This window comes from Stappia sp. 28M-7 (assembly GCF_014252955.1).
Taxonomy (GTDB): domain Bacteria; phylum Pseudomonadota; class Alphaproteobacteria; order Rhizobiales; family Stappiaceae; genus Stappia.
The window spans coordinates 3,314,674-3,337,641 of record NZ_JACMIA010000001.1 but is presented as its reverse complement, the minus strand read 5'-3'; the positions used below and the strand labels follow the sequence as shown (position 1 = coordinate 3,337,641).

At 64.0% G+C, this 22,968-nt stretch carries 19 protein-coding genes; 7 read left to right on the top strand and 12 right to left on the bottom strand.

Annotation, left to right across the window (positions count from 1 at the left end):
- Positions 1-7: 7 nt before the first annotated feature.
- The 7 genes from H7H34_RS14965 to H7H34_RS14935 all read right to left on the bottom strand — a co-directional run bounded on the left by H7H34_RS14965 (position 8) and on the right by H7H34_RS14935 (position 8,235).
- A complete protein-coding gene (locus H7H34_RS14965) occupies positions 8-2,167 on the bottom strand; it encodes a methyl-accepting chemotaxis protein (protein WP_120267247.1) in 2,160 nt (719 codons plus the stop codon).
- A 135-nt stretch (positions 2,168-2,302) separates the two neighbouring features.
- On the bottom strand, positions 2,303-3,481 hold the full coding sequence (locus tag H7H34_RS14960) for a vWA domain-containing protein (protein WP_120267248.1): 1,179 nt from the start codon (positions 3,479-3,481) through the stop codon (positions 2,303-2,305).
- Between the two features lie 59 nt (positions 3,482-3,540).
- Positions 3,541-4,617 carry a YcjF family protein gene (locus H7H34_RS14955; protein WP_185925634.1) on the bottom strand — a complete coding sequence of 359 codons (1,077 nt, stop codon included), beginning with the start codon at positions 4,615-4,617 and terminating at the stop codon, positions 3,541-3,543.
- The gene (locus tag H7H34_RS14950; protein WP_245165091.1) at positions 4,614-6,080 is read right to left on the bottom strand and encodes a YcjX family GTP-binding protein; all 1,467 of its coding nucleotides are present in this window, start codon (positions 6,078-6,080) and stop codon (positions 4,614-4,616) included. The genes H7H34_RS14955 and H7H34_RS14950 overlap by 4 nt, the downstream gene beginning before the upstream one ends.
- A gap of 60 nt (positions 6,081-6,140) precedes the next feature.
- Complete coding sequence (locus H7H34_RS14945; RefSeq protein WP_120267251.1) at positions 6,141-6,719, bottom strand: SixA phosphatase family protein; 579 nt, start codon at positions 6,717-6,719, stop codon at positions 6,141-6,143.
- Positions 6,720-6,845: 126 nt separating this feature from the next.
- Positions 6,846-7,385, bottom strand: a complete 540-nt coding sequence (locus H7H34_RS14940; protein WP_208996600.1) for a hypothetical protein — start codon at positions 7,383-7,385, stop codon at positions 6,846-6,848.
- A gap of 4 nt (positions 7,386-7,389) precedes the next feature.
- Complete coding sequence (locus tag H7H34_RS14935) at positions 7,390-8,235, bottom strand: AAA family ATPase (RefSeq protein WP_120267252.1); 846 nt, start codon at positions 8,233-8,235, stop codon at positions 7,390-7,392.
- Positions 8,236-8,521: 286 nt separating this feature from the next.
- Here H7H34_RS14935 and H7H34_RS14930 point away from each other — a divergent pair, with 286 nt between their 5' ends.
- From H7H34_RS14930 to H7H34_RS14920, 3 genes are all read left to right on the top strand, one after another.
- The gene (locus H7H34_RS14930; protein WP_120267253.1) at positions 8,522-9,925 is read left to right on the top strand and encodes a flagellar hook protein FlgE; all 1,404 of its coding nucleotides are present in this window, start codon (positions 8,522-8,524) and stop codon (positions 9,923-9,925) included.
- Between the two features lie 79 nt (positions 9,926-10,004).
- Positions 10,005-11,888: a flagellar hook-associated protein FlgK gene (gene flgK / locus H7H34_RS14925; RefSeq protein WP_120267254.1), complete on the top strand. Its 1,884-nt coding sequence runs from the start codon at positions 10,005-10,007 to the stop codon at positions 11,886-11,888.
- An 8-nt stretch (positions 11,889-11,896) separates the two neighbouring features.
- The gene (locus H7H34_RS14920) at positions 11,897-13,426 is read left to right on the top strand and encodes a flagellar protein (protein WP_185925632.1); all 1,530 of its coding nucleotides are present in this window, start codon (positions 11,897-11,899) and stop codon (positions 13,424-13,426) included.
- 206 nt (positions 13,427-13,632) lie between these two features.
- On the opposite strand, the gene flaF is transcribed toward H7H34_RS14920, so the two are convergent.
- From flaF to H7H34_RS14895, 5 genes are all read right to left on the bottom strand, one after another.
- Positions 13,633-13,956: a flagellar biosynthesis regulator FlaF gene (gene flaF, locus H7H34_RS14915; protein ID WP_371811400.1), complete on the bottom strand. Its 324-nt coding sequence runs from the start codon at positions 13,954-13,956 to the stop codon at positions 13,633-13,635.
- A complete protein-coding gene (flbT, locus tag H7H34_RS14910) occupies positions 13,907-14,380 on the bottom strand; it encodes a flagellar biosynthesis repressor FlbT (RefSeq protein WP_120267257.1) in 474 nt (157 codons plus the stop codon). The genes flaF and flbT overlap by 50 nt, the downstream gene beginning before the upstream one ends.
- Before the next feature lie 109 nt (positions 14,381-14,489).
- Positions 14,490-15,878 carry a flagellin N-terminal helical domain-containing protein gene (locus H7H34_RS14905; protein ID WP_185925631.1) on the bottom strand — a complete coding sequence of 463 codons (1,389 nt, stop codon included), beginning with the start codon at positions 15,876-15,878 and terminating at the stop codon, positions 14,490-14,492.
- A 195-nt stretch (positions 15,879-16,073) separates the two neighbouring features.
- Positions 16,074-17,462, bottom strand: a complete 1,389-nt coding sequence (locus H7H34_RS14900) for a flagellin N-terminal helical domain-containing protein (protein WP_185925630.1) — start codon at positions 17,460-17,462, stop codon at positions 16,074-16,076.
- A 223-nt stretch (positions 17,463-17,685) separates the two neighbouring features.
- Complete coding sequence (locus tag H7H34_RS14895; RefSeq protein ID WP_185925629.1) at positions 17,686-19,071, bottom strand: flagellin N-terminal helical domain-containing protein; 1,386 nt, start codon at positions 19,069-19,071, stop codon at positions 17,686-17,688.
- A 364-nt stretch (positions 19,072-19,435) separates the two neighbouring features.
- Between H7H34_RS14895 and H7H34_RS14890 the strand changes: the two genes are divergently transcribed.
- The 4 genes from H7H34_RS14890 to H7H34_RS14875 are packed head-to-tail and all read left to right on the top strand — an operon-like array spanning position 19,436 to position 22,953.
- Positions 19,436-20,305, top strand: coding sequence for an N-acetylneuraminate synthase family protein (locus tag H7H34_RS14890; protein WP_185925628.1), 870 nt, complete (start codon positions 19,436-19,438; stop codon positions 20,303-20,305).
- 10 nt (positions 20,306-20,315) lie between these two features.
- Positions 20,316-21,500 carry a polysaccharide pyruvyl transferase family protein gene (locus tag H7H34_RS14885; protein WP_185925627.1) on the top strand — a complete coding sequence of 395 codons (1,185 nt, stop codon included), beginning with the start codon at positions 20,316-20,318 and terminating at the stop codon, positions 21,498-21,500.
- The gene (locus H7H34_RS14880; RefSeq protein ID WP_185925626.1) at positions 21,497-22,246 is read left to right on the top strand and encodes a class I SAM-dependent methyltransferase; all 750 of its coding nucleotides are present in this window, start codon (positions 21,497-21,499) and stop codon (positions 22,244-22,246) included. The genes H7H34_RS14885 and H7H34_RS14880 overlap by 4 nt, the downstream gene beginning before the upstream one ends.
- On the top strand, positions 22,243-22,953 hold the full coding sequence (locus tag H7H34_RS14875; protein WP_185925625.1) for an acylneuraminate cytidylyltransferase family protein: 711 nt from the start codon (positions 22,243-22,245) through the stop codon (positions 22,951-22,953). The genes H7H34_RS14880 and H7H34_RS14875 overlap by 4 nt, the downstream gene beginning before the upstream one ends.
- Positions 22,954-22,968 lie beyond the last annotated feature (15 nt).

The window sequence follows — 22,968 nt, the reverse complement described above, 5'->3', positions numbered from 1 at the left end:
AGCGCCGTCAGGCGGCCCTGACGCTGGCAAGGAAGATGTCGACTTCCTTGCGCAGCAGCTCGGCCTGGCTGGAGAGTTCGTTGGCCGAAGCCAGAAGCTGACTGCTGGAGGCCCCGGTTTCCTGTGCCGAACTGTTGACCAGGACAATCGTCGAACTGACCTCCGTCATGCCCGAGGCGACCTGGGAAATGTTGCTGGCGATTTCCTGGGTCGCTGCGTTCTGCTGGGTAACTGCGCCGGAAATCGCGGCCGAGACCTGGCTCATGTCGCGCACCGTCTTGCCGATGTCGGTGATTGCCGAAACGGTGCTGCGAGTGGAGTTCTGGATGTCCTTGATCTGGCCGCCGATCTCGTCGGTGGCCCGAGCGGTCTGGTTGGCGAGCGACTTGACCTCCGCAGCCACCACGGCAAAGCCCTTGCCGGCCTCTCCCGCGCGGGCTGCCTCAATCGTGGCGTTCAGCGCCAGAAGGTTGGTCTGCTCGGCGATGTCGGTGATGAGGGCGATCACCTCGCCGATGCGGTTGGCGGCGGTAGACAGTTCGCCGACCTTGACGTTGGTTGCGTCGATATTCTCCACCGCCGTCTGTGCGATCGTCTGAGACTCCTCGACCTGACGGCCGATCTCGTAGATCGAGCTGGTCAGCTCTTCGGCGGCGCTGGAGACCGCCTGTACGTTGCTGCTGGCTTCCTCCGCTGCCGAGGCGACAACCTGCGAGCGCTGCGAGGTGTCCGAAGCACCTTCCGACAGGCTGCTGGCAGCTGCCAGCATTTCGGTTGCCGCCGAGGCCACGGTTTCGACGATACCGCCGACCGCGTTCTGGAAGTCGTTCGCCAGCTTCGTGCGTGCCGCACGCGCCTCGGCATCGATCCGCGCCTGGGTTTCCGCCTGCTCCGCCTCGAGCCGCTTCACCTCCAGTGCATTGTCCTTGAACACCTGGACAGCCACGGCCATCTCGCCGATTTCGTCGGTACGGTGGGTATCCGGCACTTCGATGGACAGATCACCTCCGGCAATCTCCCGCATGGCGGCGTTCATGCGGGTGATCGGCCGCGAGACCGTGCGGGCGAACAGGAAGCCGCCGACGCCCATGACCAGAACGACCGCGCTTCCGATGAGGATGAAGCGCAGGGCCATGGCATTGATCGGTGCCTGGATTTCGGCAAGGTCGATCTCGGAGACAATTGCCCAGCCGGTGCCGTTGAACTGCAGCGGCATGAAGGCGGCGATGACCTCGTGGCCCCGGTAGTCGGTCGAGAGCGCGACGTCGCTCTCTCCAGCCAGAGCAGCGCGCACCGACGGCGTATCGGACTTGCGGTTGAGGATTGCCGACGGCTCTCCCTGCTTGCGGAAGCGGCTTTCTGAGCGCATCAGGAAGTCGGAGCCGACGATGTAGGTCTCGCCGCTTTTGCCAAGGCCTGTTGCATTGTTCATCACCGCATTGATGCGGTCGATCGGCATCTGGAGCACCAATGCTCCCTTGAAGCCGCCCGCCTCGTCGAGGAGCGGGGAAGCGATGAAGCCGGCAGGCGCATCGGCGGATGGAGCATACGGAGCGAAGTCCACGAACTCGACCGCGCCGGGGGTCGCATTGCCGCGCACCTTACTGAACACCTCGCCAAGTCCGGTCCCGCGCCATTCGCCGTTCAGCAGGTTGGTGCCGAAATCGGCTTCCTTGAATACCGTGTAGACGACGTTGCCGTCCGCATCGATCAGGAACAGGTCGTAGTAGCCCCGGGTCTTCTGGACCTGTCGGAACCAGGGGTGCAGTGCCGCATGTGCCGCCGAGTAGGCCGAGCCGTCCTTGGCAGCGTCGAGCTTGTACTTCTCGCCCAAGGGATGAGGATTGCCGTCGATATAGGCCTGCCGAAGTGCCTCATTGGCACCGGGGGCCGGGAGCGCCTCGCGATAGGTATCGCGTAGGCGGTCGATGGCTCCATTTACCGTCGGATTTGCGGCGAGGAGCACCAGATCCTCTTTGATGCTTTCGAGATAGCTGGAAAGCTCGGATTTCCGCGAGGCACCTGTGGCTCGCATGGATTCGAGAGAGGATGCGTAAAGCTCCGCTCGCGATGTCTCGTACCCGACCTCGGCGGTGATCACCGTTGCCATCGCAACGGCAGCGGCCACCATCAAGGGAATTTTCTGGGAGATGCGGAGGGATTTCATGCGAGCGCTGCCTACGGTGATTTGGGTAATTGTCACTAATGACAGTTTTCCCTTGCGTAAGACTTAACTGGCTCGTCAAAAATTGCGAGGCGCGTAAAGTGCCGTCGAGGCGGGCGGGAAGTGCGCCGTGTTTTGCTAGCGTGACAGTTCCTTCATGGCCGCCTCGAGCCCGTTCAGCGTGAGCGGATAGTGGCGGCCGTCCATCAGTTCCTTGATCATCTGAATAGAATGGGTGTAGCTCCAGTGGCGCTCGGCCACCGGATTGAGCCAAACGCTACGGGAGTAGTGGCTGGCGAGCCTATCGACCCACACCGAGCCGGCTTCCTCGTTCCAGTGCTCCACCGAGCCGCCTGCATAGGCGATCTCATAGGGGCTCATCGAGGCATCGCCGACAAAGATCAGCTTGTAGTCGGGGCCGTATTTGTGCAGTACGTCCCAGGTCGGGATGCGCTCGGAATGGCGGCGTGCGTTGTTTTTCCAGACGAATTCGTAGGGGCAATTGTGGAAGTAGAAATACTCCATCACCTTGAATTCGGACCTGGCGGCTGAAAACAGCTCCTCGCAGACCCGGATGTGGTCGTCCATCGAGCCGCCGATGTCGAAGAACAGCAACACCTTCACCGCGTTGCGCCGCTCGGGGCGCATGCGGATGTCGAGCAGGCCGCGATGGGCGGTCGCGCGGATCGTATCGTCGAGATCGAGCTCGTCGTGGGCGCCCTGGCGCGCGAAGCGGCGCAGCCGCTTCAGCGCGACCTTGATGTTGCGCGTGCCGAGTTCGACCGTGCCGTCCAGGTCGCGAAAAGCCCGCTTGTCCCAGACCTTGACCGCCCGGCGATGGCGGCTCTCCGACTGGCCGATGCGGACGCCTTCCGGATTGTAGCCATAGGCGCCGAAGGGCGAAGTGCCGGCCGTGCCGATCCACTTGCTGCCGCCCTGGTGCCTGTCTTTCTGCTCTTTCAGGCGCTCGCGCAGGGTCTCCATCAGCTTCTCGAAACCGCCGAGAGCCTCGATCTGGGCCTTCTCTTCCTCGGTGAGATGCTTCTCGGCGAGCTTGCGCAGCCATTCTTCAGGCAGTTCGCGGGCCTCGGTGCCGCTCCCGCCCAGCTCCAGGCCGTTGAAGGTCTGGCCGAACACCCGGTCGAACCGGTCGAGATTGGCCTCGTCCTTCACCAGGCAGGCCCGTGAGAGGTAATAGAAATCCTCCACGCTCTTGTCGGCGAGGTCGGCCTTCAGCGCCTCCATCAAGGTCAGGTATTCCCGCAAGGAGACGGGCAGGCCGGCGGCGCGCAGGTTGGTGAGGAAGGTCAGGAACATGGGCGAAGGTTAGGTACAACGCGGACGCTTGTCGAGCGGGCGTTTGAAGCGGGGAAAGCTCACGGGCGCTCGCCCTGAGGACGGCCTTCCGCCTTTTCCAGCAGCGCCTTGGCCTCTGGGTCTGCCCGGAACAGTTCGCCCATTACATCGGAGATGCCCGGGCCCGCCCTGCCGATGAAGGGAATGGGACGGCACACCTCGATGGCGGCGATGCCGACGCGGGCGGTCAGCAGCCCGTTGACCACGCCTTCGCCGAGGCGGGCGGAGAGCCGCGCGGCAAGGCCATGGCCCAGCAGCTGCGAGACGAGGCTGTCGCCGGCCGCCATGCCGCCGGTCATGGCAAGATGGGCGCCGACATGGCGGGCGAGCCGGAAGAAGCCGATGAGGCCGGGGCGACCACCATAAAGGGTGGAGAGGCGGCGCATGATGCGCAGGTTCTCGATCAACACGATGGCGAGATCGAGGGCGGCACGCGGTGACACCGCCGTCACGATGGAGACGCGCTTGACGCTCTCCTTGACGATGCGAACGGCGCGCGCGTCCAGCTCCTTGAGCAGATCGCGCTCGGCCAGCACGACGAGATCGCGGCCGTCGATGATCTCACGCATGTGGCCGCTCAGGGCAGTGCGGCCGCGGGCGGTCTCCGGGCGTTCGCCGTAGAGAGCGACGAGCTCGCGGATGCCGGCGCGCGCCTTGTCCTGGTCGTCGGCCTCTGCTGCCTGGGCGAAGGTCGCACGCAAGCTCTCGATATGCCGCAGGCGCAGAATTCCGAATATCTCGCGAAGCACCAGTCCCAGCGCACCCAGCGCCGCGATGGCGGCAAGGCCAAGGCCCAGCCAGCCGAGCCAGTCGTTGCGGGAAAACAGGTCGCGGATCAACGCGTCGACGGAAAGGCCGATGGCGAGGGACACCAGACCTCCGAGACCGACGGAGAACCAGCGCCCCCAGCGGATGCCGGCCTTGCGCTCGGGTGCAGGCAGCCCGGCCGCGTCTCCCTCGCGGGTCGGCACGATCTTCGTTTCTCCTGCCAGCGTCGGCTGCAGGTCGTCTTCCGCGCTCATGCGCACGCGGGCATCGTCCAGGCGGAAGGCAGCCGGCTTGCGATCCTGCCTTGGCCTGTCGTTTCTTGAGGTCATGCCAGACGGTCTCCGATGAGAAACTGCAAGGCGCGGTCGAGGCGGATATGGGGCAGCGACAGTTTCACGCCCTCGGCCGTCACCTGCAGCTCGGGCGGGCGAAAGCGCACGAAGCGAACCGACGATGCGGGGGCATCGGCGGCAAACAGAACGTCCGGATCGTCCGGCAGGTCGCCGGGAAAGAGCGCGATTTCCGTGCGCCCGTCGTAGGTCTCGCCGTTGACGCGCTCACCGGTGAGCGGGGTCCCGAGGATCGCCGGCATGGTCTCGCCGTCATGGGTCAGGCTCGCCTCGCGCGTGGCACGGATCGCGGCGAGTGCCAGTACGTCGACATCGGCACCACCATATTCGGCGCGTGCGATCGCCCGCCCGACGAGGCGGCGGAGGATCGCTTCCAGCCGGTCGTGATCGGCACGGTTGAGATGATCGGCCTTGGTCGCGGCGAACAGGATGCGGTCGATGCGCCGTGCGAAGATCGAGAAGATCCGCGCGACCTTGCCGGGCCGAAAGGCGGACAGGATCTCTGCCAGCGCGGCCTCCAGGTCGGCCAGTGCGGCTGGGCCGGCATTCAGGGCGTTCAGAGCGTCAACCAGCACGATCTGGCGGTCGAGACGGGCGAAGTGGTCGCGGAAGAACGGACGGACCACATGCTTCTTGTAGGCCTCAAAGCGGCGCTCCATCATCGCGGCCAGCGAGCCGGGCTTGAGCGTCCCATCGTGGCCGGACAGGTCGAGCGGTGCGAAGGTGAGGGCGGGGGAGCCTTCCAGGTCTCCAGGCATCAGGAACCGCCCGGGAGGCAGCATCGACAGAGCCTGCTCGTCCTCGCGGCAGGCGCGCAGGTAGTCGGTATAGGTGGCGGCGAGGCGCCGGGCCTGCTGCTCATCGGCTTCCGCGCCCGGATCGATTTCCGCAAGGATCTCCAGATAGGGGGCCGCGACGGCCTCGCGGCCGGGCTCACGCGCACGCGCCAGTGCTTCCGTGCAGAAGGTGCGAAAGTCCTTCTCCAGGAGCGGCAGGTCGAGAAGCCACTCGCCAGGATAGTCGACGATGTCGAGATGCAGCTTGCCGCGGCCGAGGGCGCGCGACAGGAAATGGGCGGACTCGAACTCGATCGTGAGCCGCAGTTCGGAGACCTGTCGGGTCGACTGAGGCCACACACGCTCCTTCAGCAGCGTGTCGACATGTGCCTCTACATCGAAGCGGGGCACGTTGTCGTCCGGTTGCGGCTCCAGATAAGCGCGGGCGATCCGCCCGCCGGCCGCCGCCTCGAACAGGGGCAGCCGCCCGCCGTGGATCAGGTTGTGCACCAGGGCGGTGATGAACACCGTCTTGCCGGCGCGCGACAAGCCGGTAACGCCGAGCCGCAGCGTCGGCGTGCCGAGCGTGGTTGCGGTCTCCGCGATGTTCTCGATGGAATAGCGGACCTCATCGGTCACGCGGGTCAGAAAGCTGCGCTGCGTCAAGATGGTTCTCCGCCGATCCATGTGGGGAAGCACGACCGGCGTTGCAAGCGGCGGGCCGGCTCAGCGGTCTTGAGCGGGGGTGCCGTCGTTGGCCGCCTCGGGCAGGGCCGACATGGATGAGGTGGCGGCAAGGTGCCGGGGGAGGCAATAGGCGACGACACGCCCGGAGCCGGGCTCGACCGCCGACCATTCGGTTGCGTCGAAGTCGATCACCGACAGCGCGGCGGTGGGATATTTGGCGGCAATCGCCTCACGCAGCGCCGGATTGCCAGCGCCGATCAGCGACAGGGCGGTGTCCTGCGTTGCCGGGTTGTGCCCGACCACGAGCAGGCTGCGCGCCGTGCCGCCATGGCTGCGGATGATCTTCAGGTAGTCGAGATCGGACTCGTCATAGAGCGCGCGCGTCAGGCGGATATCGGCTTCGCCCGCAAGGGCGGGCAGAAGTGCGGCGAGCGTTTCGCGCGTGCGCTGGGCGGTGGAGCAGAGGATGCGCGATGGCTGCAGGCCGTGGCGCGCCATATGAGCGCCGACCTCGGGAGCCGCCTGGCGGCCGCGATCGTTGAGGGGGCGCTGAAAATCGGAAAGGCCTGGATGGCCCCAATCGGATTTCGCGTGTCTCAACAGCAGCAGTCGCAGCATGGCAGGCATCGCTCCCGGACAAAGATCGTTGGTAGCCGCTGGGGCTGTTGGCAAGTCTAGCGGCAAGCCGTCCGCAATGCGCCGGGAAAATGCCTGCCGCAGAGGAGGCTTGTAGCCCCTGTTGCCTCAGCGCGAGGCCAGCAGTCCGGCAAAGGCGGTGACCAGCGGTCCGATCTCGCTCGCTTCGTCCGGCAGGGAATAGGAGATCCACAGCGTATAGTCGGCATCGCCATTGCGGAAGCGCCAGAGCGTTTCGCACCGGTCCGTCGTACCACGCTTGCCGGTCAGGAAGGAAATCCCCGAGGCGGCGGCGCCGGATGTGGTGATCAGCTTGAAGCCTGCGGCCCGGAACCGGTCGCGAAATGCGCGGGCGGCCTGTGCGCCAACCCCGGACGGGTGGCTGCGCAGGACGGCCGAAATGCCTTCCGCGTTTTGGTAGACGCACCCGGCCAGCCGGTCTGCCGAGCCGACCAGCACGCGCGTACGGTTGAGCGAGGCCAGCGTGTCGGGGCACACGAGGCCGGTGAAATGGCGCATGCCGTTGACGACATTGGTCCAGCCGGCGTCGGTTCCCCGTTCCTGTGCGGCGGCCGGCGGCGTCCATGCCCCGGCGAGCGCCAGGGCGGCGAAGGCGACGGAAGCCCTGCGCACCGTCGGCCCGATCATGGCGTCAGCGCCCGTCCCGCCGGTTGAGGAAAGCCAGCTTCTCGAACAGCTGCACATCCTGCTCGTTCTTCAGAAGCGCCCCGTGCAGCGGCGGGATCAGCTTTCGGCCGTCGCGCTCTCGCAGGGTTGCCGTGTCCACGTCTTCGTTGAGCAGCAGCTTGATCCAGTCGAGCAGCTCGGAGGTCGAAGGCTTCTTCTTGAGGCCCGGCGTATCGCGGATGTCGTAAAACACCTTGAGCGCTTCGCGCAGCAGCTCCTGCTTCAGGCCCGGAAAGTGCACCTCGACGATTTCGGACATAGTCTCGGTATCGGGGAAGGTGATGTAGTGGAAGAAACAGCGGCGCAGGAACGCGTCCGGCAGTTCCTTCTCGTTGTTGGAGGTGATGATCACCACCGGCCGCTGGCGGGCGCTGATGGTCTCGCCGGTCTCGTAGACGTGGAACTCCATCCGGTCGAGCTCGCGAAGCAGGTCGTTCGGGAACTCGATGTCTGCCTTGTCGATCTCGTCGATCAGCAGCACCGGGCGCTCATCCGCGGTGAAGGCCTCCCAAAGCCGGCCCTTGCGGATGTAGTTCGCAATGTCATGGACGCGGTCGTCGCCGAGCTGGCTGTCGCGCAGGCGCGAGACGGCATCGTACTCGTAAAGGCCCTGTTGCGCCTTCGTCGTCGACTTGATGTGCCATTCGATGAGGTTCGCTCCGAGGGCGGATGCGATCTCCTGCGCCAGGACGGTCTTGCCCGTTCCCGGCTCGCCCTTCACCAGCAACGGCCTTTGCAGGGCAATCGCCGCGTTGACCGCGATCCGCAGATCCTCGGTGGCGACATAGCCGGTCGTGCCTTCGAAGCGCATGGATTTCCTCGCCAGACTGATCTCGTTGCGCTGCACAGTATGGGGCGGTGAAAGGCTGCGCAAGACCTGCCCGGTCGGCGTCAGTGCTCGGCATTTGTTGCCGGGAAGCAGGGACAAAGCTGCCGCCTTCAGGCGTTGCGGCGGCCGGTCGCGAAAGCCGGATTGTTGTTTTTCAATGGCTTGGGAGCTCTTTCGAAACTGGCACGACACTTGCCAACTCCAGTCATCAAGATCGTGGTCCGTCTGGTGGGCCCGTCACGCCATCCGATCCGTTCTGGAGGTTCACATGGGTGTTTTTGGTGCATTGAATGCGGCCGTGTCCGGCCTTTCCGCGCAGGCCTATGCGCTGGAGAACATCTCGGGCAACATCGCCAACTCGGCAACCGTCGGCTACAAGCGGCTCGACACGTCGTTTTCCGACCTGGTGGGCGGCGGCAAGGGCGCGCAGCCCGGCCAGATCGCCGGTACGGTTTCGGCGAGCTCTCGGGCGACCAACGGTATCCAGGGCGATCTGCAGCAGAGCCAGGTCGATACCTACATGGGTATCAACGGCAGCGGCTATTTCGTGGTGCAGGGCCGTGCGGGTGAGGTCGACGGACGTTCGATCTTTACCGGCAATGATCTCTATACCCGCCGCGGCGATTTCGAGATCGACAAGGAAGGCCGCCTGGTCAACGGTGCCGGCTACTACCTGATGGGTCAGCCGATCGATCCCGTCACCAAGAACGTCTCCGGTTCGGTGCCTTCGATCATCACCATCGACAGCTCGGTGATCCCGGCGGTGGTGACCGACCGGATCAGCTATGAGGGCAACCTGCCGACGACGCCGCAGACCAGTGCCCGTCTGGCTGGCGGCTCGGATCTGCTCGATGCGTCTCTGACCAAGGCCTCGACCGGTGCGGCTCCGGATGCGGTTCCTGCCCCTCAGGTGGTCGGCGTGAACGAGATTTCCGCCGATGACGAAGTCAACTTCCTGAACAGCTCCATCGCTGGCGAGGCCATCACGGTCTACAACTCGAGCGGCACGCCGGTGAACGTCCAGATGCGCTGGGCCAAGACCTTCGAGGATGACGGCTCGCAGTCCGACACCTGGTCGCTGTACTACCTCTCCGATTCCGATGCGACCGGCACCGATCCGAAGTGGACGAAGGTCTCCGACGCCCAGTTCGGCGCCGATGGTCGCATGGCGATCCCGGCGACGAGCAACATGACGATGACCGGCCTCACCGTCGACGGACAGTCCGTCGGCGACGTGACGCTCGACTTCGGCACCAATGCGCTGACGCAGTTTGCCGACAGCAACGGTGCGGCCAAGATCTCCAAGCTGCGCCAGAACGGCTATCCGGCCGGTGACCTGACCGGCGTGGCAGTCTCGGAGGCCGGACGCCTGGTTGCCTCCTACTCCAACGGCCGTACCCGCGAGCTCTACGAGATCTCCCTCGTGTCGTTCTCGGGCGAAGCCTGGCTTGAGCGCGTCAACGGTGGCGCCTTCGAGGTGACGCCGGCGTCGGGCGAGCCGATTGCGGGTGCCAATGGCAGCATCGTGGGCAAGCGCCTCGAGGCCTCCAACACGGATATCGCCGACGAGTTCTCCAAGCTGATCGTGACCCAGCAGGCCTATTCGGCAAACACCCGTATCGTCAGCTCCAGCGATCAGATGCTGAAGGAAGCGATCAACATGATCCGCTGACGCGGGCCAGGGACCAGCCGGTCGGCGCCGCGGCGCCGGCCGGCCTTTTGGACGCGAGGACTAGACGCCGGGTGAGACCATGGGACTGAGCAGCGCTCTCAACACCGCATTGATCGGGCTTGGGTTCAACCAGCGCCAGCTCGATGTAACTGCGGGCAACATCGCTAATGCCGGTAATATCGGCTACACGCGCAAGTCCATCAGTGCGTCCGCTGCCTATGACGGCAACGGGCGCATTACTGGTCTCGACGTCGACAGCATGCGGCGCTACCTCGACGTTGCGGTGCAGGGCCAGTACCGCACGTCGCTTGCCGAAAACCAGTATGCCTCGGTTTCGCAGCAGTATCTGGGGCGGATGGATACGCTGTTCGGCACCATTGGCGATGCCGGCTCGCTGTCGAATTCCTACAATGAATTCGTTGCCTCGATGTCGAACCTGGTCTCGGGGCCGGAGAACTATTCCAATCGGCTCGAAGTCATGCGCATGGCGGAGCAGCTCGCCGGCAAGCTGAACTCGATGTCGTCCGACATCCAGTCCATGCGCCAGGAGGTCGAATATCAGATCTCCGACCAGGTCGACCGGGTCAACGAGTTGCTCGGCGATATCCAGAAGCTCGATCGCCAGATCGTGGCCTCGTCCCAGGACGGCTCCGCTCCCGTCGGCCTGATGGACCAGCGCGACATGATGCTGGAGGAGCTTTCCGGCTACATCGACATCACCGTCAAGCCGACCGAGCAGGGCGGCGTGCGCATCCATATGAGCGGCGGCACGCTGCTCTACGATGTGGACGTGATGAAGCTGAAGTTCGACGCGCGCGGCAGCGTCAATGCCAACGCGCTCTACTCGCTCAATTCGAACGAGCGCGGGGTCGGCACCCTGGTTCTGGAGAATTCGGAAGGCAACCAGATCGACCTGTTGTCGACACGGACGCTGCGCAGCGGTTCCATCGCCGGCCTCGTCAATATGCGCGACGAAGCCTTGGTGCATGCGCAGAACCAGCTGGACGAGCTCGCGGGCTCGATCGCCAGAGCCTTCTCCACCCATGAGCAGCAGGGCACGCCCTACGTAAATGCCGGCGTGCAGACCGGCTACGACGTCGATCTCGCCAATCTGCAGCCGGGCGACAATCTCAGTTTCGAATTCAAGGACCTCGCGACCGGCCGCACCAAATCGGTGACGATCTACCGGAGCGATGGTCCCGTACCGCCGGCGCTCACCGCGACCAACGATTCCAACGACATCTTCCTGGCGGTCGACTTCTCCAGCGGCGACTACAACACCATTGCCGGCAATATCCAGGCGGCACTGGATGGGGATCCGCGGATCGGTGCTGGTGTCTTTGCCGCCTCCAATCCGGCGGGCTCCACACTTCGGCTGGAAAGCACGGCTCCTGCAAGCCAGCGTATCGAGGGCCTCAGCGCCTTCGAGACGGCCAGTGGCCCGTCTGCCTATGGCGATGCGTTCTCGCTCTTCGTGGACGATGCCGGCAAACCGTTCACGGGAATGGCGGACGGGCGGCCGAACGTCACCGGGTTCGCGTCCCGTATCCGTATTTCGGAAGACCTGCTCAACGATCCGACGCTGCTCGTGGAATATGCGCCAGGGGTTGCCAGCGGCGACACGACGCGGCCGCAAGCGATCCTGGACAAGTTGACGGGTCCGTCGACGGCCTTTTCCCCCGGCACGAGGATTGGCGGTCCAAGTTCGGTCTTCAAGGGCTCGATTTCCGACTTCGTGACCGCGAGCGTGTCGCATCAGAGCGGCCGTGCGGCCCAGGCCAAGGCAACATTGGCCGGCCAGGAAGTGGTGACCGCCAACCTGAAGACGCGGCTGGACGACAGCTCGAAGGTCGATGTCGACCAGGAACTGGCGCAACTCGTAACCTTGCAAAATGCCTATGCGGCCAATGCCCGGGTGATGCAGGTGGTGCGGGAACTCTATGACATCCTGATGCGGAGCTAGCGAGAGCGATGGCGATCAATCCCTATTCGAGCAGCTTCAACATGCCGCGACAGGTCAGCTACCTGACCACCCTGCGTTCGCAGATGGATGATCTGCAGCGTCAGCTCGGCACCGGTATGAAGTCGGAAACCTATGGCGGGCTCGGCTCCGAGCGCGTGCTCGATCTGTCGCTGCGCCAGCAGCTCACATCCGTCGGCGTCTACAAGCAGACGGTCCAGATCGCCGGTTTGCGGCTCGACACGCTGGACAAGACCAGCGGGCGGCTGGAGGCGATCCGCGTCGAGTCCAAGGCCTCCACCGATCGCAACAATTTCGAGTTGTTCAGCAACGGCCGAACCTCGTCCCAGACCTCGGCCGAGATCTCGCTGCGCGAGTTCATGGCCCATCTGAACACAGATGTCGGCGGACGTTATCTCTTCTCCGGCAAGACAGCCGACAAGCTCCCGGTGCAGAGCCTCGATTACACTCTGGCGGGCGACGGCAACTATGCCGGCCTCAAGACGGTGATCAGCGAGTACAATCAGGCGGATCTCGGCGCGCTCGGCAACGGGCGTACCACAACCGCCGTTGCCGGCACCACAGCGACGCTGGCCGAGGACGGGGCGCATCCCTTCGGCTTCAAGATCGACAGCGTGTCCTCGGGGCTCAGCAACGTCGCCGTGACCCAGACTGCCGGGCCGCCGGCCTCACTGGACGTCGACTTCACTGGACAGCCCGAGCCGGGGCAGGCGATCCGCATCTTCATGGACCTGCCCGACGGGACGAGTACGGAGATCACGCTCGGCGTCCAGGGCGGGCAGGACGACCCGGAGTTCACGTTCCAGCGCGGGGCGACACCGGCCGACACGGCCGCCAATTTCAAGTCGGCTCTGGACAGTGCGCTCCAGAAGGTGGCCAACACGGAGCTGAAGGCGGCCTCAAGCGTGCGCGCTTCCGAGACCTTCTTTGATACCGCCCCGAAGTCTCCGGCGCCTCCCGGCTATCTGCCACAGGCCCGGGTGGTGCCGAATGGCGGCGACTTTACCACCGCGACCACACTGCGCGACGGCACGGCGGATACGGTCTCCTGGTATGTGGGCGACAACTCGGCCGGGGATCCGCGCGCCGACATGCGCTCGACCATCGATGAGAACCTGACGGTCGGCTACGGAGCGCGCGCCAACGAGGACGGCTACCGTCAGGTCGTGCAGGCGCTTGCCGCGTTCATCGCGTCCGACTTTTCCTCGTCCCAGCCCGAGAACCAGGGCTTCTACCAGGCGATGGCCGACCGCTCGAACGCCGGGCTCACGCCGAACGGCGCCGAGGCCTCCGGTATCCGCAAGAACCACATGGAGTTTGCGGCTGTACAGCGGACCCTTGCAGATGCCAAGGAACGCCACCGGATCGAGGAAGGATCATTGCAGCTGATGGTGGGCGAGATCGAAGGCGTCAACCGCGAAGAGGTTGCGGCCCAACTGCTTACCCTGCGGACAAACCTTGAAGTGAGCTATCAGGCGACCAGCATCTCGCTGAAGCTGTCCCTGGCCAGCTATCTCTAGGCCCTTGCCGGGCTCCTGAGCACGAGCGGGCAACGAGCCGTCCGCCCGGCGAGCGCCAGGCACTCTTGAAGAACTGTCGAGCCCGGCGAAGTCCATTCGCCGGGCTTTGTCTTGTCTGGTTCAGACAAGGAGCGGATACAAAAAACGCCGGCGCGAGGCCGGCGTTCGAAAGACGATGAAAGGGGAGGGCCCTTGTCGCGCTGTCGTCAGGTGCCCCGCAGGCCCTGAGCGATGTTGCGGTTGATCTGGATCAGCGTCGTCAGCCGGTCGGGGCTCGGATTGGTCATCACGTCGAGCGTATGCTTGAGGATGAACGCGCCAAGCGAACCGAGGTTCTGCTTGATCTCTTTCGGCATCGGATTGTCGTTGCTCGTGACCGACGTCGCAAGGATCGTCCAGAGCCGACGATTGTACGACAGCGCCTCATCCAGCGTCACCAAGCCGTTGTCGTTGCCCCAGTCGTCCTTGACGGCCTGAAGCCTAGCTGCCGCCTTGAGCAGCAGCGTGGCCTCCAGCTCGCGCGGGCTCACGGTCGATTGCGTCGTCTGCTGATAAGCTGCGGTGGCCAGATTGTGCATGTGCGATCAGTTCCCGTTCGTACTCGACCAGTTCCTTAGCCCGTCGCAAGGCAGCGTAGAGAGAACCGGTTAAGATCTCATTGTTGACGGCATCGATCAGGCCGATGGTGCTCGGTGCCGCCTGAATGAAGTCGTTGATCAGATCGAAATAGACCTTCCTGTGCCGCTCGATGTCCTGGTTGAGATACATGAGCTGCACCGCAAGATAGATCCGTTTCGCGGGTGTATTCGCGGTTTCGGCAGTGTAGATGTCTTTCTCGCGAAGGATCGGTTCGTTGCCCTCGATGAAGATATGCGTCCGATGGTCGCCGTTGGTGATCACGGTGGACCCGACGATAAACCTTTCCTTGGGGCGTAGTTCGATCTTCAGTGCCATGGTCAAATACTCTCATAGCGCAGTGATTCAAGCAAGAATTTAAGCGCTTCCAGAATAAAAAAGGCGGCAGGTGCCCCCGCCGCCTGGAAATATTTGCCTAGTATTTACCTTAGAACAGACGCAGCACCGCCTGGTCAGCCTGCGACGACAGCGACAGCGCCGTGGTGGACAGCTGCTGGCGGGTCTGCAGGGCGAGGAGGTTGGCACCTTCCTCGTTGGTGTCGGCAAGCACCAGGTTGTCGGCGCCGGTCTGCAGCGTGTTGATCGAGGACTTGGTGAAGTCCTTGCGGATCTGCACGGTCGACAGGCTCGAGCCGAACTTGGATCCCGCCTCGCGCAGGGTGATCAGCGCCTCGGAGAGCTCGTCGAGCGCCTGGTTCGCCTCGGTGTCGCTCAGGCTGGACACGTTGGTGATGTTGAGGCCGGCGGAGGTGAGGTCCTCGCCCTGCAGCTTCAGCTCCGACTTCGTCGCCGCATCGCGCTTCTCGTTGAAGGCAACGGTCAGCTTGGCGGACGAGGAATTGATCAGGTTGATGCCGTTGAACGAAGCGTCAGCCGCGAGCTTGTCGATCTGGCCCAGGATGTTGTTGAACTGCCCGACCAGCTTCTGGCGGGTGGAGGAATTCGCAGCCGGGTTGGCTCGGGCGGCGATGATCAGCGAGTCCATGTCGCCGGCGGTGGCGCCGTTGCTGAAGCTGACCTGGGTTTCGCCGGGGTCGTTATAGTCGCCGTCGGCCGGGCTCGACAGATCGATGGAAGTGTTGGTGCCGAAGCCCAACGATGCCGCCAGCGAGGTCTGCTGCGTGGTCGCCGAGTTGCCGTCGCCGTCATTGTCGAAAATGTTCAGGAACAGATCTTCCGCGTCGGAGGCGGTGATCTTCAGCTTGCCGGCGTCGGTGACCTCAGCCGTGGCAACGCCCGAGGCGTTGATCACGTCGAGGACGTCCTGGACGGTCGAGACCGGGCCCGTGCCGTCGGTCTTCTGGGTCGTTCCGACGGTGATGGAGATGCCGGCGATCGAACCGTTGCTGGTGTTGGCGGTCGACAGCTCGATCGTATCGCCGTTGGTGAAGCCGAGGTTGGCCAGGGTCTGACGACGCGCCTGGTCCTGGATCGACTCGCCGGAAACCGGGGTCAGACCGTTGGTCGAGATCGACGAGGAGCTTTCCACCACGGTGCCGGAACCGGCCGAGCCGTCCTGCAGCGCCTGGCGCGCGGTCGACTGGGCGCTCTCCACCAGCTTGGTGATGGCGGTGATGCCGTTGTCGGCTGCTTCGATCGTCTTGATCGCGTTGCCGATGCCGTCGAGCAGGTTGGTCAGGTCCTTGGCGCGGGCCGACAGCGACTGCGAGGTGAAGAAGTTGGTCGGATTGTCGAGGGCCGAGTTGACCTTCTTGCCGGTGGCGAGACGGTTCTGGGTGGAGGCCATCATGTCGGCGGTGTTCTGCAGCGTCAGCAGGTTCTGGCGCACACCGGCGGAGAGAGTGATGTCAGACATTCGGAAATCCTTTCGCACCGCCTGGCAGTCAGGCGCATCTCATCCTGAGAACGCGTTAATAATTGGCGCGAAAATCCTAACGACTGGTTAACCATGTCGCATATCGCGATGAAAATGTTAGGGATTCAAAAAGATTTTCTGAAAACGAAAACGGCGGGCTTTCGCCCGCCGTTTGTTGCTTCGTATCGCTCTTGATCAGAACAGACGCAGCACCGCCTGGTCGGCCTGCGAGGACAGCGACAGCGCCGTGGTGGACAGCTGCTGGCGGGTCTGCAGGGCGAGAAGGTTGGCACCTTCCTCGTTGGTGTCGGCCAGCACCAGGTTGTCGGCGCCGGTCTGCAGCGTGTTCACCGCAGCCTTGGTGTAGTCCTTGCGGATCTGCACCGTCGACAGGTTCGAACCGAACTTGGAGCCGGCCTCGCGCAGGGTGATCAGCGCCTCGGAGAGCTCATCGAGCGCGTTGTTCGCCTCGGTGTCGTTCAGGCTCGACGCCTTGGTGATGTTGAGGCCCGACGAGGTGAGGTCCTCGCCCTGCAGCTTCAGCTCCGACTTCGTCGCCGCATCGCGCTTCTCGTTGAAGGCAACGGTCAGCTTGGAGGACGAGGAATTGATCAGGTTGATGCCGTTGAACGAGGCGTCGGCAGCGAGCTTGTCGATCTGGCCCAGGATGTCGTTGAACTGCGACACCAGCTTCTGGCGGGTGGACGAGTTCGAAGCCGGGTTGGCCTGGGTGGTGATCGAGAAGGTGTCGGCTGCACCGGCGGTGGCACCGTCGGTGAAGGTGACGGCCGTCTCGCCGGCGTCAACATAGTCGCCGTCTGCCGGGCTCGACAGATCGATCGAGGTGTTGGTGCCGAAGCCGAGCGATGCGGCCAGCGACGTTGCCTGGGACGTCGTGGTCGAGCCGTCGCCGTCGTTGTCGCCGATGTTGAGATTGACGGTCTCCGAATCGGAGCCGGTGATCTTCAGCTTGCCGGCGTCGGTGACCTCGGCCGTGGCAACGCCCGAGGCGTTGATCACGTCGAGGACGTCCTGGACGGTCGAGACCGGGCCCGTGCCGTCAGCCTTCTGGGTGGTGCCGACGGAGATCTGGATCGAGGCGACGCCGCCGGTGTCGGTGTTCGTCGTCTGCAGGGTGATCGTGTCGCCGTTGGTGAAGCCCAGGTTGGCCAGGGTCTGGCGCTTGGCCTGGTCCTGGATCGACTCGCCGGAGATCGGCGACAGGCCGTTGGTCGAGATCGACGAGGAGCTTTCCACCACGGTGCCGGAACCGGCCGAACCGTCCTGCAGCGCCTGGCGGGCGGTCGACTGGGCGCTCTCCACCAGCTTGGTGATGGCGGTGATGCCGTTGTCGGCGGCCTCGATCGTCTTGATCGCGTTGCCGATGCCGTCGAGCAGGTTGGTCAGGTCCTTGGCGCGGGCCGACAGCGACTGCGAGGTGAAGAAGTTGGTCGGGTTGTCGAGGGCCGAGTTGACCTTCTTGCCGGTGGCAAGGCGGTTCTGGGTGGTGGCCATCATGTCGGCGGTGTTCTGCAGCGTCAGCAGGTTCTGACGCACACCGGCGGAGAGAGTAATGTCGGACATTCGGAAATCCTTTCTGGCTGTCCAAAACTATGCATGGCCTCGTCCTGAGGCTCGCAGCCAGACTGGCGTGGAAACGCTAAATTAGGGTTAACAGCTCCTTGTCCTCGTTCTCAATTTGCCTGTGCTTCCAACAGGTTCGTTAACCATATCGAAAGAGCCGGAAAAAAGGGCGGCGAGTCGCGACTCGCCGCCCTGGTTCGTTTCGTGCCTTGCGGCTGGCTCCTTAGAGGAGACGCAGCACCGCCTGGTCGGCCTGCGAGGACAGCGACAGCGCCGTGGTGGACAGCGACTGGCGGGTCTGCAGGGCGAGAAGGTTCGCACCTTCCTCGTTGGTGTCGGCCAGCACCAGGTTGTCAGCGCCCGTCTGCAGGGTGTTGATCAGGTCCTTGGTGAAGTCCTTGCGGATCGTGACCGTGTTCAGGTTCGAACCGAAGGTGGACGACGTCTCGCGCAGGGACGTCAGGGCGTCGCTCAGCTTGTCGAGGGTGGCGTTCGCCTCGGCGTCGCTGAGGCTCGACACGCTGCCCAGGCCCAGGCCCGACGAGGTGAGGTCCTTGCCGCTGATCGACAGCTCCGACTTGTTGGCTGCGTCACGCTTCTCGTTGAAGGCGACGGTCAGCTTCGAGGACGAAGAGTTGATCAGGTTGACGCCGTTGTAGGACGAGTCGGCAGCGAGCTTGTCGATCTGGCCCAGGATCTCGTTGAACTGCGACACCAGCTTCTGGCGCGAGGACGAGTTCGAGGCCGGGTTGGCCTGGGTGGTGATCGAGAAGGTGTCGGCTGCACCGACGGTGGCGCCGTTGGTGAAGGTGACGGCCGTCTCGCCAGCGTCAACATAGTCGCCGTCCGCCGGGCTCGACAGGTCGACCGACGTGTTGCTGCCGAAGCCGAGCGAAGCGGCCAGCGAGGTCGCCTGCGTGGTTGCCGAGTTGCCGTCGCCGTCGTTGTCGCCGATCTGAAGGTTCACCGTCTCGGTGTCGGAGCCGGAGATTTTCAGCTTGCCGGCATCGGTGACTTCCGCCGTGGCAACGCCCGAAGCGTTGATGACGTCGACAGCGTCCTGAACCGTCGCGACCGCGCCCGTACCGTCAGCCTTCTGGGTGGTGCCGACGGTGATCTCGATCTCGGAAACGGCACCGGTGTCGGTGTCGGTCGTCTGAACGGTGATCGTGTCGCCGTTGGTGAAGCCGAGGTTGGACAGGGTCTGGCGCTTGGCCTGGTCCTGGATCGTCTCGCCCGAGGCCGGGGTCAGGCCGTTGGTCGAGATCGACGAGGAGCTCTCCACCACGGTGCCGGAACCGCCGCCGCCGGCCTGAAGCGCCTGACGAGCAGTCGACTGGGCGCTCTCGACCAGCTTGGTGATGCCCTTGATACCGTTGTCGGCAGCTTCCAGGGTCTTCGTCGCGTTGGAGATGCCGTCGAGCAGGCTCGACAGCTCGTTGGCACGCGAGTTCAGGTTCTGCGAGGTAAAGAAGTTGGTCGGGTTGTCGAGGGCCGAGTTGACCTTCTTGCCCGTGGCGAGCCGGTTCTGCGTCTGGGACATCATGTCGGCAGTCTTCTGCAGCGACAGGAGGTTCTGGCGCACGCCAGCGGAGAGAGTAACGCTCATTGTGATTTACCTTTCTGGTAACAACTAACGCAACGCATCCTCGTTGCTGGCCCAAACTAGCCTTTCGTTTCAGAATCATTCGTAAAAACAGGTGGTTAACGGGTATTAAGGTAAACGCGCGGTTACCGGTTGCCGCAGGGTCTCGCATCCTGCGACAGGTCCTTAAATTTGCTCGCCGAATCACGCTGAAACGGGGATACTGCAGGGGTGCTTCGAAGGCTGCCGCCGATGGATCGGCGCCGGCCTGCCTCTCCCAGCGGTTAAGGGATTGCCGTGCGGCGAGGGACGGACAGCGAAACCCGCAAACGCATCGTGTTGCCACAGGGCGGTACAGCGTTTGCCGCGAGCCCGAAAAGATCGCGAGATGAGCCTCTTTACATTCGACAGGTGCACGGTCGTCGCCGAGATCGGCATCAACCACAATGGCAGCATCGACCTTGCGCTGGAGATGATCCGTGCGGCGCATCGTGTCGGCTGCGATGCGGTCAAGTTCCAGAAGCGCACCGTCGACATCGTCTATTCCGCAGAGGAACTGGCCAAGCCGCGCAAGTCGCCGCTCGGCGAGACCAATGGGGATCTGAAGCGGGGACTGGAGTTCGGCCGCAAGGAGTACGAACGCATTTCCGCGCTGTGTGCCGAACTGGGCATCACCTGGTATGCGTCGCCCTGGGACGAGGCCTCCGTCGACTTCCTCGTGGCGCTGGACGCTCCCTATCTGAAGATCGCCTCGGCTTCGGTCACCGACCGCGCACTGCTGGTGCATGCGGCGCGTACCGGTGTGCCGCTGCTCGTGTCGACGGGGATGTGCAATCTCAAAATGGTGGAAGCGGTGGTGGAAACCATCGAGGAGGCCGGTGGCGAGATCGCCTGCCTCTACCATTGCACCTCGACCTATCCGGCGCTGCCGGAGGAAATCAATCTCGCCGGCATCTCGACCCTGCGCGAGCGCTTTCCCCATCTCAAGATCGGCTATTCCGGCCATGAGGAGGGGATCCTGCCGAGCATCCTGTCGATCGCGTTCGGCGCGGTCTCTGTCGAGCGGCATTTCACGCTGGACCGCACGATGTGGGGCTCCGACCAGTCGTCCTCCATCGACGTTGCGCAGGTGAAGGAGATGATCGCCGGTATCCGCCTTGCCGAGAAGGTGCGCGGCGACGGCGTGATCGACATCTATTCCCGCGAGCGTCCGGTCATGGAGAAACTGCGCCGCAAGGATACGCTGGCTTCGCTGTGAAGGCCGGATCGTGACCTTCGACCGCATGCGAGCGCTCTCCGTCCTTCATCTGGCTTCCTTCGTCGGCAATCTCGGCGACAACGCCATGCATGACGGGGAGTACCGCACCAGGGCCGAGGACCTTCCCTGGGCTCTCGAGCATCGCCCCTGCGAGGTGCGCGATTTCATCCATTGGCGTCGCCGGGCTTTCGACGAGACGTTCGTGGCACAAGCGAACGAGGCCGACGTTGTTGTGGTCGGTGGCTTCAGCCTGTTCCAGCTCTGGCGCGAGACTACCTCCTCCGGCACCTATCTGGAGGCCGGCCCGGAACTCTTTGCGGCGATACGCCGGCCGATCCTGTTCCATGGGCTCGGCGTCGATGCGACGCGCGGCGTCAGTCCGGTGGCGGTGGCGCGGACCCGCGCGTTTCTCGACGAGATGCTCGCCTTCGACCATTGCCGCTTCTCATTGCGCAATGACGGGTCCGGCGACTTCATTCGCCAGCATGTGGGCGCGGCCTATGCCGATGCCATGCAGGTCGTGCCGGACGGCGGTCTTTTCGCCGAGCCGCAGGCGTGGCCGCATCCCGGTTTGCCCGAGGGCCGTCGCTTCATTGCCGTGAACCTTGCCGGCGACATGCCGGACAAGCGTTATGCGAGCGCGGATGGCGAGGATCTGACGGAGCGCTTCGGTGCTGCGGTCGCAGCGGGGATCGAGGAGCTACTGGCGGCGGACGAAACGCTCATCTGTGTTTTCGTCCCCCACATTTACAGCGATTTCGGCCCCATCGGCTCCGTCCTCGATGCGCTCGACGACAGGCTGCGGCGAGAGCGCGTGATTGTCGCCGGACTGGCGCAAGGAGAGGGGGGCTGGTCTGCAAGCTTCGACCTCTATCGCCGTGCCTCCGCCGTCATCGCCATGCGCTACCATGCGGGGCTGGCCTCCATCGGCTTGGGAGCGCCGGTCTTCGGCATTTCCACCCATCACAAGATTGCCGGCCAGTTCGCCGCGATGGGTCTTGCGGATCGTTGCCATGCCTTCGATGGGCAAAGCGATCTGACCGCGCTGTTTCAGGCGGTTGCGCGCGATCTCGATCAACCGGCTGCGAGCTTAGAGCGGCTCGCATCGGCAAGAGCCCGCGAGCGGGAGGTGTTGAAACGGCACCATGACGATCTCGCCGCCTGGCTGTCGCCGCGCGTGGAGGGGCTGGCATGAGCTCGATCATCGATCGCTGCCTGGCTCTGTATGGATCGGACGACTATTTCGTGCCTTATCCGGCGCGTGTCGCAGCCGGGGAGTACTGGGACGAAAAGCGCGATCCGGACGGGCGGCTGCGCGACATCGCCTCGGAGCGTGAGATGCGCAAGGCGGACCTTGCCTATATCGCCGAGGCGGTGAATGCGCGTGTTCCGGCTCGGGTGGTCGATATCGGCTGCGGTCTCGGCGAGTTGCTGGAGCAGATCGACCCGCGCCACGAGCGGATCGGGCTGGATCCGTCCGAAAAGGCCGTGGAGATGGCGGCGCGGCGCAGCGGTGCAACGACGATCCGCGGCGTTCTAGAGCCGGGCCGCTTTCAGTCGGCCTCCTGCGACGTCATCGTTGCGCATCACGTTATCGAGCATGTCGAGGATCCGGTGTCCTTCGTCAGGCTTGTCGAGGAAGCGCTTCGCCGCGGCGGGCTTTTCGTGGTCGGTACGCCCAATTTCGCCAGTGCTGCCGCGCGTCTTTTCGGCGATCGCTTCCGCTTGCTCCACGATCCGACGCATGTCAGCCTCTTCACCGATGACTCGCTGATGCGCCTGCTGCGAGATAGTGGCTTCCGGATCGCCTCGGTCGAGTATCCGTTCTTCGGCACGCGGTTCGCGACTCTTGAGGCCTGGGAAAGGATGCAGGCGCCGGACAGTGGCGTGTCGCCCGCCTTCTGGGGCTCCTTCGTGACGGTTTTTGCGGAAAAGAGATGATGACCTGTGATGCGATCGTGCTTGCCCGCGGGGGCTCGAAGGGGATCCCGCGCAAGAACCTCGTGCCGGTATTCGGCAAGCCGCTGATCGCCTGGACCATCGAGGCGGCGCAGGCGGCCGGCTTCGTGCGCGATGTCATCGTCTCGACCGACAGCGAGGAAATCGCCGAAACCGCGCGCGCTTTCGGGGCAAGGGTGCCTGTGTTGCGGCCTGACGAGTTTGCGACCGATACGTCGCCGGCCGAGGCCTCACTGCATCATGCGATTGCCCATATGTGCCGGGACGAAAAGCCGGAGGCGGTGCTGTTTCCGCAGGTCACCTCTCCGGTTCGGCGCAAGGATACGCTGGCCGATGCCTACCGGCATTTCTCCGAGGGCGGCTACGACTCGCTGTTTTCGGCAAGGCTCATCCGCAACTACATCTGGCGCAACCTGCCGGAACCGCAGCCGCTCTACGATCCGCATAATCGCTTGATGCGCCAACAGATCCCGGCCGAGGACCGCTACTATCGCGAGACCGGCAACTTCTATCTGTTCCGCACGGAGAGCTTCGAGCGGACCGGGTGCCGCCTGACGGGCCGGATCGGTTTCTGGGAGACCAGCGATGAGGAAGTCGTGGAGATCGACGAGCCGCAGGACATCGCGGTCGCCGAGCTGATGCTCGAGCGGCTGGAGCGCAATCTGGACGTCCATCCCATCCAGATGTAACGGCGCGAAGATCAA